This is a genomic window from Rhodothermales bacterium (assembly GCA_034439735.1).
Lineage (GTDB): Bacteria > Bacteroidota > Rhodothermia > Rhodothermales > JAHQVL01 > JAWKNW01.
This window is the reverse complement of sequence record JAWXAX010000297.1, coordinates 1-11,546: the sequence shown is the minus strand read 5'-3', so window position 1 is coordinate 11,546 and position 11,546 is coordinate 1. Positions and strand designations below refer to the sequence as shown.

The window sequence follows — 11,546 nt, the reverse complement described above, 5'->3', positions numbered from 1 at the left end:
CCTCCCCGATGCCCCAGCCGGTAGCGATCACGCCGGCGCCCGTCGGGAAGCGCGGATCGGAGGAGGTTTCAACCGTGCCGGCGAAGTCGATGCCGGGCACAAACGGGTAGGAGCCGCGCACGATCCTGCCACGCTGCATCACCGCCAGGGCGTCTTTGTAGTTGATCGACGAATAGGCGATGCGGACGCACACCTCGCCGGCCGGCAACGCCGCATCGGGCAGTTCACGCACGGACGGGGTTATCCGGCCATCGGCCTCTTCGAGTACGAGTGCTTTCATACATCCACAAGAATCAAATTGAACCGATAGGGCTCGCGCAACAAACGTGTATAAACGGATGTTGCGGTAAACGTACGGGACCGCCTGCTCGTTGTCCAGCCGGGGCTCCCAGCAACTATTTTACGCACGCATCGTCTCCACAGAAGATCAACTCCATGCCGGCATGCCCTCTTCGACCGCTTCTCCTGAGATCCTGGCACGAATCCGTCGCGATGGCAGAAGGCCATGCGACAATACGCTGCTCGGATATGCCCCGTTGCGTATCGCCATGGGGTGTACCCTCGCGCTGGTGGCTACTGTCACGTTGTTTCGCCTCCCCTGGGAGGCCGCGGCTCCCAGGCAGGGGTGGCGCCTGTCGCCGCAGCAGGAGCGGATCCAACTCCAGCAATCCCCGAAAGAGATCATCGAGAAGCAGGATATCGAAGGGGGGTTGATAACGAAGTTCGACAGCGACCCCGAAGGGACGGAGGTGATAGAAGAAGCGCCCGAAGCCGAAAAAGCGGGGGATATCCCCGAGCCGGCGATCCATGAAACCACATCGCGTGTGGCCGACCTACGCCGGCTCACCCAGGGGGCCATTCTCGAATTCGCGGATCAGTCTCCGCAGATCGTCGGCGGCCTCGGTGCGCTTTATCTGAACATCTATTACCCGGCCGAAGCGGCGCGCGACAATGTGTCGGGGCGAAATGTGATCGAGTTCGTCGTGGAGCCGAATGGGACGACCAGCCAGATCCTGGTGCTGCAGGCGCTTCATCCGGCGTGTGATTCGGTCGCGGTGAACGCTATCCGCCACGCCACCTTTGTCCCCGGCCGGCAGAACGGCGAACTGGTGCGGGTGAAAATGCGGCTCCCTATCCGCTTTCTCCTGCGCGACCCCAAACGCCCGGTAGCGGATACGACGCGTGGGTGAGGGGCCGGGTTCAGGGTTTTGGGCAAGCCACTCCGTACCCGAAACGTTGAACCCGAAACTCGCTCGCTCTCACCGATTGCGTCGTCCGGGGAACGAAGGCACCACGGCTGTGTCATCCTCCTGCTCCACACGGTTGCTCGCGGCATACCGTCCATCACCCGGCTCAAACTCCGGATCGCGGGTGAGGAGGATTTGATCGACATACAGTCCGTCTTCGCGCATCCAGAGATGGATTGAGTGAAGTCCGGAGCGCTCGACCTCGAGGGTGGCGATTCCCCGCCGGCCGCGCACGTCGCTCGTCCATTGCCACCGGTCGTAACGTTGCGTCTCGATCCGCAGGGCCGAGCGTTGCGGGACGCTGTTGAGCCCGATGTGGAGCGAGTTGTCCTCGGTCCCGTCCGCCCAGACGCGGACCCACACATAGTAGGTGCCCGGTTCGTCGATACGGACACCGTACACCAGACCGGGGCTGGCGCCCCGCCCGGGCTCTTCCACCACCCGCTTGTCATCCGGCCCCGCGACGACAGCGCCGGCGCCCTGGTACCCCGCTTTGTCCGTCCGCATCTCCCACGCCTGATCTTCGGTAGGCTCCGACGCGTCGAACTGCTCGGCTTCGAGGACGAGCAGGCCGTCGGACTCGTTATACAGCCCGGCGTCTATGATCGAGGCCCCGCCCGTGTCGATCGCGCCGAGGTCCAGTCGATCGCCATTCACCCGCGACTCCCATCGACGCCGGCCGTTGCGGTCGCCATCGGTCAGTACAAACGCGGCGCTGCTGCCATCCTCCGCGATGTCGAGCCGGCCACGGAGACTATAGCGGCTGCGAACGAACGTGGTACTGCTCCAGTTGACCTCCATTTCCGCGGTGTACATCCCGCGAATGGCATTGAACTGCCACGTGTCGATATAGGCCACGCTGCGTCGTTCGTCCACGAAGGGGTCGATGATCTCGATGATCCGGTCGGCGGCGAATTCGGCGAGCCGGCCCACCTCGGCCTGGCGTTCTTCCTGTGTCTTGACCCGTACGTTCCGGGTAAGCGACGCCACGGCCGCATCGATGCCCCGGAGCGCCACGAACACATCGAACCGGATGGTGGCCGACTGCCGGCTGCGGAGTTCGGAATCGAGCGCGAACTTGAAGTCGCGATAGTTAGCATCGCGCGCCAGATCGAAGCGCCCCGTGGCCCGAGTGAAATCTACCTGCACCGGCTCACTCGCGCGGCCCTCGACAAACGCTTTTACATACCCACGCAGCGCACGCGTCGGCTGGATGACCTCCCAGGCCTGTTCATCGCCGAACACCTGGCGCTCCACGATAAACGGCAGCTCATATTCGCCCCGTTGTACGTCCTGTTCGAGTGGGTAGATAAAATCGGGCTCGACATGGACCCGTTTGGGGGAAGCCAGCACCGAGGCCTGCTCACACACGATATACGATCGGAACCTGCCGCAGACATCGATGAGGATGCGTTCGTTGTTGCCGAGGTCGGCGTCCGGCAGCGCGAGTACGAGGTCGGCGCCGGCATACAGGGTATCGTAGGCCGCATCGAGCATGTAGACCGTCAGGCTATCAGGCGTGATAGGTTGGTCGCGGCCGAGCGCCGAGCGCCGGGCAAAAACCGGCTCGATACGGATGGAGTCCCACCCGGTCGGCACGACGCGCAGTTCCGCCATCACATAATCATGCCCCGGCCCCCGGCCCGGTAGGAGGGCCAGCACCAGGGCGCCCAGTATAAAACCCCCGAGCGTCACCCATCCAATCGTCTTCCGCCAGGCAAGCTGGCCCATCTGCGCCATCGTAGGTCGTCGGGTTAGATCGTTGTTTATAATTCGTCACACGAGCAAGCCGCGCCGGCTCGCCCAGAGGAGCGCCGTCAGGTGGATGCCGTGTACAATGTCGCCGGCGTCAAGCGCCCGATTGAGATCGTCGATGGGCATCCGGTGCACGCGGATGACCTCCTCGTGATCGAGCGCCTGCTCCGCCGCGGGGGCCGCGTCGCGAGCGACGTACAGGTAAGCGTAATTCGAGTGGTTGCTCGGGTCGGTGGCGCAGCGGCCGAGGAACGTCCAGTCGTCCGACACATACCCGGTTTCCTCGAGCAATTCGCGCCGGGCGCCGTCGTGTGGCGCCTCTTCGGGCTCGATGACGCCGGCGGGCAGCTCCAGACTTAAACGGCTGATCCCGTGCCGATATTGCTCCACCAGCACGAGGTGCCCCTCGGTATCGAGGCACACCACCGCCGCCCAGTTCGGGTATTCGACGACATGAAATTCCTCGATCTCGTGCCCATTGGGGAGACGGACATGATCCTCGCGGAGTTTCATCCACGCGCGATCGACCAGATACTGACTGTTGAGAACGCTCCAGCGATGCATACGGCTGCGGGTAAGTGCTCTGTAACCTACGATTCTTATTATTCCCTGTGATATCGAGCCCGGGCAAAAAAGGGACCGCGCCTGCCGTTAATCCCCGCTGCGCGGGATTGATCCATTCCCCATGGGATCAATCCCGTTTGGCCGCTCGTTGCCTGAAAAGACACGCCAGACGGAACGGATGTTGTCCACGCCTCCCTCACGCACCTGATCCACACGTCATCATGGCATAGTTCGGAAGCGCTTTTCTGGGATATGCCGATAGCGCGATGGACGATACATAGACCACAATCATGGCTCAAACCGTCCCAGTCAACCCCGCTTCCGCGACCCTGGAAGAGGATTTTTTGCCGATCAACGGCACCGACTATATCGAATATTACGTCGGCAATGCAAAACAGGCCGCCTACTTCTATCAAAACGCGTTCGGCTTCCAGCTCGCCGGCTACAAAGGCCCGGAAACCGGATGCCGCGAAACGGCCAGCTACCTGCTCATGCAGGGTAAAATTCGCCTGGTGCTGACGACGCCCCTGCGACCCGACAACTTCATCGCGGACCACATCCACCGCCACGGCGACGGCATCCGCGACATCGCGTTATGGGTGGACGACGCGGCGAAGTCCCTCGAGGCGACGGCCAGCCGCGGCGCGAAAGTCGTACGCGATCTCACCGTGCTGGAAGACGCCAACGGCCGGATCCGGACGGCCTCGATCTCGGCGTACGGCGATACGATCCATAGCTTCGTCGAGCGGAAGGACTACAGGGGCTTCTTCATGCCCGGCTACGAGCCCAGAGCCAACCCCCACTGGCAGCCGGCGCCGATCGGCCTTCAGTATGTGGACCACGTGGTGGGCAATGTCGACCTCGGGGACATGAACCGAATGGTGGATTTCTACGCCAACGTGATGGGCTTCAAACAGCTCGTCTCGTTCGACGACACCGATATTTCGACCGAGTACTCGGCCCTGATGTCCAAGGTGATGTCCAACGGCAACGAGCGGATCAAATTTCCAATCAACGAGCCGGCGGCCGGAAAAAAGAAGAGCCAGATCGAGGAGTACCTGGACTTTTACCAGGGCGCCGGCGCCCAGCACATCGCTCTGGCTACCAACGACATCCTGTTCACCGTCTCCGAGTTGCGCCGGCGCGGCATCGAATTTCTCCACGTCCCGACAACCTATTACCACGACCTTCAGGCCCGCGTCGGCCCCATCGACGAGGACATGGACGCGCTAAAAGACCTCGGCATCCTGGTCGACCGCGACGACGAGGGCTACCTCCTCCAGATCTTTACCAAACCCGTCGAGGACCGCCCCACCGTTTTCTATGAACTGATCCAGCGCAAAGGCGCCCGGTCCTTCGGTAAAGGCAACTTCAAGGCGCTGTTCGAGGCCATCGAGAGGGAGCAGGCAATCAGAGGAAACTTGTGAAAAGGCAAAATGAAAAAGGCAAAGTGAAAAATGAAGAGTGAAACGTGAGCGGCCGGGAGACACCCACTTTTCACTTTCCACTTTCCACTCTTCACTCTTCACTCTTCCTATTTTCCATTTCATCAAACTCCAGCGACGCCGAGTTGATGCAGTAGCGCAGGCCGGTCGGCCGGGGGCCGTCGTTAAAGACGTGGCCGAGGTGGGCGCCGCATTTTTTGCATGTCACCTCCGTCCGCCGCATACCGTAGGCGCGATCTTCGTGTTCGGCGATTTTCTGATGATCGACCGGCTTGTAGAAGCTGGGCCAACCGCAGTGGGCATCGAACTTGGCGCCCGACTCAAATAGCGGCTCGTGGCAGACGACACAGCGGTACATCCCCTCCTCCGTGTGATCCCAGTAGGCACCCGTGAACGGGCGCTCGGTGCCTTTTTCCTGGGTGACGTGGTATTGTTCGGGGGTGAGGCGGAGTTTCAGCGCCTTCTCATCGGTGCGGGGTTCGCGGTCGGACATGATTGATTCGGCAAGTGGAAACGGTGCACCTCTTCTACCCGTGCACGCCCCGATGGGTTGCCGGTGCAGGGAATACCTGACAGGATCTGCCATACAAATAGCACAAAAGTAGAATGGTCGGCCTCTTGCCGCGATGCCCCTCCTAACCTATTCTTTGCAGAGCCTCATCCCCCGTCTTTCCTAGATGTAGCTGCATCTCATGCACCTCTGCTGATGTATTCTCCCTATTCATTCTTATCGCCGCGACCTGTCGCCGGGCTGTTATCTGTAGTTGCGCTGGTCCTGATCGCTGCCGCACCGCCGGCCGCCACTGTCATCACCGGCGAACTCAAAAAGTGGCACACGGTCACGCTCACCTTCGACGGGCCGGCAACCTCGGAAACCGCCACGCCCAACCCCTTCCGAGACTACCGGCTGAACGTCACCTTCACGAAGGGATCCAAGACCTTTGTCGTGCCCGGTTATTACGCGACCGACGGCAATGCCGGCGAAACCAGCGCGACCTCCGGCGCGAAGTGGCGGGTTCACTTCGTACCCGACGAAACCGGCACCTGGAATTACAGCGTCTCGTTCGTCACCGGCACCGATATCGCCGTGAGCACCGGCGCGGGGAAACCGACTTCCTTCAACGGCGCCTCCGGCTCGTTCACCATCGCCGCGACCGACAAATCCGGGGATGACTTCCGCGCCCGGGGCCGGCTGCTGTACGGCGGTAAGCACTACATGAAGTTCGACAACGGGGAATGGTTCATCGAAAACGGCTCCGGCAGCCCGGAAAACTTCCTGGCGGACCCTGATTTCGATGGCACGTTCAACTTCGCCGGCGACCACCTCAAAACCTACAGCGCTCACATTCAGGACTGGAACACCGGCGATCCCACCTGGAAAGGGGGCAAAGGCAAAGGCATCGTCGGCGCGATGAACTACCTCGCCGAGGAAGGCATCAACTCGCAGTTTTTCATCTCGATGAATGTCGAGGGCGACGGCAAGGACGTGTGGCCCTGGACGACCTATGAGGAACGGTACCGATTCGATGCCTCCAGGCTCGATCAATGGGAGATCCTCTTCTCCCACATGAACAAAAAGGGCATCCTGCTCCATGTGGTGCTCCAGGAACTCGGCAACGAATTCCTGCTCGACGGCGGCGAACTGGGCCTCCAGCGAAAACTCTATTACCGCGAAATGATCGCCCGCTTCGGCCATCACCACCTGAAGTGGAATCTGGGCGAGGAGCACAAGATCGAAGGCATCGGCAATACGGATGCGCAGCGCATTGCGTATACCGAGTTCATAAATGGCCTCGATCCATATAAACACATCATCACGATGCACTCGCAGGCCGGCACCGACAAGTACCTGCTCATCTATGGCCCCCTCCTTGGCAACCCTGGCTACAGCGGCATCTCGTTCCAGATCCATGAGGGCGAGTGGGAGGTAGCCGGCGACAAAACGTACGACCGGATCACCGAATGGCGGGAATATTCGACGGGCGCCGGCCGGCCCTGGATTATCACCCTCGACGAATGCTGCGGGTGGAATGGGGGCGTCCAGCCCGAGGCCGCCAACATGGAGGCCGTCCGTAAATCCGAGATGTGGGGCAGTTTAATGGCCGGCGGAGCGGGGTTCGACTGGTACCTCGGCTTCGATGTCGAGAAACGCGACCTGGAGTTGGAGGATTTCCGACGGTACGACTTCCTCTGGGAGCAATCCACCATCGCCCACACGTTCTTCACCTCCTACCTCCCCTTCCAGGACATGGAGCCGCAAGCTGGCCTCGTCCCAGACGACACGAACCGCGTCTACGCAGACCTCGGGCGGATCTACGCCGTCTACCTCCCCACCGGTGGCTCCACTACTCTCAATCTCGGCTCGACGGTCAAAACCTACCCCGTCCAGTGGTACAACCCGCGCATGGGCGGCGCTCTGAAAAACGGCACCGTGACATCCGTCTCGGGCCCTGGCACAAAGTCGATCGGCAGCCCACCTTCGGAAACGACGAAGGACTGGGTGGCGCTCGTCGGCGACCCGCTCGATAATGGTGGCGGCGAAGACCCCCCTCCGCCGCCACCGACGGGTGACGGCACCTTCCTGGAAAGCGGCGGCCTCCTGGTGATGGAAGCCGAACACTTCGCCACCAACATCCCCCGCGGCGGCCAGGAATGGCTGCTGAAGACCGACAAAGCCGGCTTCAGCGGCGAAGGCGCCATGGCGGCCCTGCCCGACCTGGGCAAAAACCTGTCGACCTTCGTCAATACCAGCCCGGAGATGACGTTCGACGTCTCGTTCGCCACCACCGGCACCTACTATCTGTGGCTGCGGATGTGGGCCAATAACTCGGACGACAACCGCGCGCACGCCGGCATCGACAACCAGTCCTCTGGCGCGGCTTCGTTTATCGTGGCCAACACGTACAACGCATGGACGTGGACCCGTACGCGGCTCTCGACCAACCTCGCAACCCTGGCCGTCAACAGCGCCGGCGCCCACACGATCAGCGTGTGGATGCAAAAGGACGAGACGTACGTCGATAAAATCGTGATGACGACCGACGCCGGGTTCACCCCCATCGGCACGGGCCCCGCTGAAAGCCCGCGCGAGGGCGGTGAAGATCCTCCGCCCCCACCGCCGCCCGGCGACACTCCTGCCGTGACAAACCTGACCCTCATCAACGCTGATTCGGACCTCCCGATCGCCGGCTACGATCCGATCCCGACCGGGGCGACGCTTAACCTGGCGACGCTACCCACGCGCAAGCTGAACATGCGCGCCAACGTCAATAACCTCACGAAGAGCGTCATATTCGGGTATGACGCCAATAGCACCTTCCGAAAAGAAGCAACGGCCCCGTTTGCTTTCGCCGGCGATGCCTCGGGCAACTACACGTCGTGGACGCCAACGACCGGCGCCCATACCGTACGCGCTACGCCATACAGCACCACGAGCTACTCGGGGACGGTAGGCGCCACCTACTCACTCGCCTTCACGGTGATCGACCAGGCCGGCGCCTCGAAGGCCGCCCTGTCGCTGCTCGACACCGTGCCGCTGGTATTCGCGATCGAATCCGCCTATCCGAATCCGTTTACCGACCAGTTTGAGGCGACCTTCACCGTCGACCGCGACCAGGCCGTCCGGATCGAGGTGTTCGATCTCCTCGGCCGGCAGGTCAAGGTACTACACGAAGGCTTCCTGGAAGCCGGCGTGCGCCATGTGTTCGGGATGGAAGGCGCCGGATTGGCGCCAGGCCTCTTTATACTTCGAGCCCTTGGCGATAGCGTGTCCGCGCAGCGGGTGCTCGTCCACGCCCGATAACATGCCGGACTCGGACTCCATGATTCGCGATGGGAGGAAGGGCTACGGGGTGGCACCGAGTGGTGTTATTGAATAAACACTCCGTCATCCCGACCGAAGGCGCCGGCGGTAGCCGGCGCTGTAGCGGAGGGACCTCCCCCAAAAGACTTTTGCCAGGTTTCAGGAGGTCTCTCCGCTTCGTCGCCGTCAAGCCGGCGACTGCAGTCGAGAGGACATTACGTTTTTGGGGAGGTCTATGAGCGAATCAAACACACATGATTCGCATGGAGTCCAAGCATGAAGTCGGGGGAGCGCCCGAAACATTTCCTCCCGTCGCTCTTTGACTCAGGCTGATGCAATCTACTGCCTCCCTGAGAAAACCGTATGCTTACCATCGCCGAGTCGCTCGCCCGGGAATTGTCTCTCGAACTGGCGCAAGTCGAAAACGCCCTTGCTCTCTTCGCCGACGGCGGCACGGTGCCATTTGTGGCGCGGTACCGCAAAGAACGCACGGGCGGGATGGACGAGGTCGTCCTCCGCACCTTGCAGGACCGCCACACCTACCTCACCGAGCTTGGCGAACGGAAACAGGCCATCCTCAAGTCGATCGAGGAGCAGGGCAAGCTAACCGACGAGCTCAAGCAGCAAATCATAGCCTGCGGGCAGAAAGCGGAGTTGGAGGATCTCTATCTCCCCTTTAAACCCAGACGCCGCACGCGGGCGACGCAGGCCCGGGAAAAGGGCCTGGAGCCGCTGGCCGAGTGGATCAAGTCCCAGAACACGCGCGCGCCGCTCAGCAGGCCGCTCGAAGAAGCCGCCCAGGCGTATCTGGATGCCGAAAAGGGGGTGGCGACCGCACAGGACGCCCTGCAGGGCGCGGCCGACATCCTCGCCGAGGAGATCTCGGAAAAGGCCGAACACCGCGCGTACATTCGCGACTTCTTATTCAAGACCGGGGAATTCAGCTCCTCCATCAAGAGCGAGTTTCCGGAAGGCACCACCCAGTTCGAGAACTACCGCGCGTTCAAGGCGCCTGTCAAGTCTATCGCGGCCCATAACATGCTGGCGCTGCGCCGTGGCGAAACCGAGGGCATCCTGTTTCTCGAACTAGCGTTCGACGAGCCGTATATCCAGACCTACCTCGGCGAGAAGGAGATCGTCACCCCCGACGAGTCGCTCCGCGCGTTTTACACCACCCTCACCGCCGACGCCTTCAGCCGGCTCATGAAAAACCCCATCGTCGGGGAGATTCGGCTGCAGAAAAAGCAGGAGGCCGACGAAGAGTCGATCACGACCTTCGCCGCCAACCTCCGGGAGTTGCTGCTCGCCAGCCCCGCCGGCATGCGCCCCACGATCGGCCTCGACCCGGGCTTCCGTTCGGGCTGTAAGGTAGCGGTGCTGGACCAGCTCGGCACCTATGTCGCCTACCAGACGATCTTCCCACACACGGGCGCCGGCAAACGCGAAGAGGCCAAAAAGACCCTCCGCCATCTCATCGAAACCCACGCCATCGAACTCGTCGCCATCGGTAACGGGACGGCCGGGCGGGAGACGGACCAGTTTGTCACCGAGGTCATCGCCGACCTCCCGACGCCGCCCATCAAGGTGATGGTGAACGAGTCGGGCGCGTCGGTGTACTCGGCGAGCGAGGTGGCCATCGAGGAGTTTAAGGAGTTGGACCTCACCGTCCGTGGCGCGATCAGCATCGGCCGGCGGCTCCAGGACCCGCTGGCGGAGCTGGTCAAGATCGACCCAAAATCCATCGGCGTCGGCCAGTACCAGCACGACGTGGACCAGACGCGCCTCCGCCAGAAGCTGGAGGAAACCGTCGAAAGCTGCGTCAACTTCGTGGGTGTCAACCTGAACACGGCGTCGAAGGAGCTGCTGCGGTTTGCCTCGGGCATCACGCCGGCGCTGGCGAAAAGTATCGTCGAGTACCGCAACACCAACGGCCGGTTCACGAAGCGCGAACAGCTGATGGCGGTCCCCCGCTTCGGCCCCAAAGCGTTCGAGCAGGCCGCCGGCTTCCTCCGCATCCCCGGCGGCGAAAACCCGCTGGACGACACCTCTGTCCATCCCGAACGGTACGACGTCGTCTCCCGCATGGCGGCCGACCTCGCCATCCCGATCGAGACGATCACCCGGGTACCCGAGCGCCTGAAGGAGCTGAAACTCGACCAGTACAAAAGCGAAGACATCGGAATCCCGACGCTCCAGGACATCCTCGATGAACTCAAAAAACCAGGCCGCGACCCGCGCACGGCGTTCACCTACGCCACCTTCCGGCCGGACGTGATGGAGGTGAAAGACCTCCAGGTGGGGATGATCCTCGAAGGCTCCATCACCAACGTCACCAACTTCGGGGCGTTTGTGGATATCGGGGTGCACCGGGACGGACTCGTGCATGTCTCGCAGATGGCGAATCGCTACGTAAGCGACCCGACGGAAGTCGTGAAGGTCGGCCAGGTGGTGAAGGTCCGTGTCACCGAGATCAACGAGAAGCTGAACCGGATCGGGCTGTCGATGAAGCTGGAGGAAAAGCCGGCGCCGAAACAGGGGGGAGGGAAACCCAAGGGTCCGGCTAAAGGCCAGAACAAAGGCAGTGACAAAGGCCAGAACAAAGGCAGTGACAAAGGTGGCGACAAAGGCGGCGACAAAGGAAATGACCGTGGGAGAGACCGTGGCAATGACCGTGGCAATGACCGTGGCAATGACCGTGGCAATGACCGTGGCAATGACCGTGGCAATGACCGT

General features: G+C 61.8%; 8 protein-coding genes. 4 read left to right on the top strand and 4 right to left on the bottom strand.

Annotated elements, in window-relative coordinates:
• Positions 1 to 280: oxidoreductase (locus SH809_20600; protein MDZ4702123.1), on the bottom strand; the 280-nt coding region annotated here is incomplete at its 3' end.
• Between the two features lie 163 nt (positions 281 to 443).
• On the opposite strand from SH809_20600, the gene SH809_20595 reads away from it, so the two are divergent.
• Positions 444 to 1,190 (top strand): energy transducer TonB, encoded by a 747-nt coding sequence (locus SH809_20595; protein MDZ4702122.1) that lies wholly within the window; start codon positions 444 to 446, stop codon positions 1,188 to 1,190.
• A 69-nt stretch (positions 1,191 to 1,259) separates the two neighbouring features.
• Here the strand turns inward: SH809_20595 and SH809_20590 are convergent, their stop codons facing one another.
• Both SH809_20590 and SH809_20585 read right to left on the bottom strand, forming a co-directional pair.
• The gene (locus SH809_20590) at positions 1,260 to 2,987 is read right to left on the bottom strand and encodes a hypothetical protein (GenBank protein ID MDZ4702121.1); all 1,728 of its coding nucleotides are present in this window, start codon (positions 2,985 to 2,987) and stop codon (positions 1,260 to 1,262) included.
• Positions 2,988 to 3,023: 36 nt separating this feature from the next.
• Positions 3,024 to 3,566: an NUDIX hydrolase gene (locus SH809_20585; GenBank protein ID MDZ4702120.1), complete on the bottom strand. Its 543-nt coding sequence runs from the start codon at positions 3,564 to 3,566 to the stop codon at positions 3,024 to 3,026.
• Positions 3,567 to 3,856: 290 nt separating this feature from the next.
• On the opposite strand from SH809_20585, the gene hppD reads away from it, so the two are divergent.
• Positions 3,857 to 4,993, top strand: coding sequence for a 4-hydroxyphenylpyruvate dioxygenase (gene hppD, locus SH809_20580; GenBank protein MDZ4702119.1), 1,137 nt, complete (start codon positions 3,857 to 3,859; stop codon positions 4,991 to 4,993).
• Positions 4,994 to 5,084: 91 nt separating this feature from the next.
• Here hppD and msrB read toward each other — a convergent pair whose 3' ends face one another.
• Positions 5,085 to 5,504, bottom strand: coding sequence for a peptide-methionine (R)-S-oxide reductase MsrB (gene msrB, locus SH809_20575; GenBank protein MDZ4702118.1), 420 nt, complete (start codon positions 5,502 to 5,504; stop codon positions 5,085 to 5,087).
• A 213-nt stretch (positions 5,505 to 5,717) separates the two neighbouring features.
• On the opposite strand from msrB, the gene SH809_20570 reads away from it, so the two are divergent.
• Together SH809_20570 and SH809_20565 are read left to right on the top strand one after the other, a co-directional pair.
• Positions 5,718 to 8,813 (top strand): DUF5060 domain-containing protein, encoded by a 3,096-nt coding sequence (locus SH809_20570; GenBank protein MDZ4702117.1) that lies wholly within the window; start codon positions 5,718 to 5,720, stop codon positions 8,811 to 8,813.
• A gap of 363 nt (positions 8,814 to 9,176) precedes the next feature.
• On the top strand, positions 9,177 to 11,546 hold a 2,370-nt coding region (locus SH809_20565; protein ID MDZ4702116.1), incomplete at its 3' end, for a Tex family protein.

Bases quoted from the DNA above. Each gene is read 5' to 3' on its own strand.
- SH809_20585 (MDZ4702120.1), bottom strand. From the start codon at position 3,566: ATGCATCGCTGGAGCGTTCTCAACAGTCAGTATCTGGTCGATCGCGCG.
- SH809_20590 (MDZ4702121.1), bottom strand. From the start codon at position 2,987: ATGGCGCAGATGGGCCAGCTTGCCTGGCGGAAGACGATTGGATGGGTG.
- hppD (MDZ4702119.1), top strand. From the start codon at position 3,857: ATGGCTCAAACCGTCCCAGTCAACCCCGCTTCCGCGACCCTGGAAGAG.
- SH809_20595 (MDZ4702122.1), top strand. From the start codon at position 444: ATGCCCTCTTCGACCGCTTCTCCTGAGATCCTGGCACGAATCCGTCGC.
- msrB (MDZ4702118.1), bottom strand. From the start codon at position 5,504: ATGTCCGACCGCGAACCCCGCACCGATGAGAAGGCGCTGAAACTCCGC.
- SH809_20570 (MDZ4702117.1), top strand. From the start codon at position 5,718: ATGTATTCTCCCTATTCATTCTTATCGCCGCGACCTGTCGCCGGGCTG.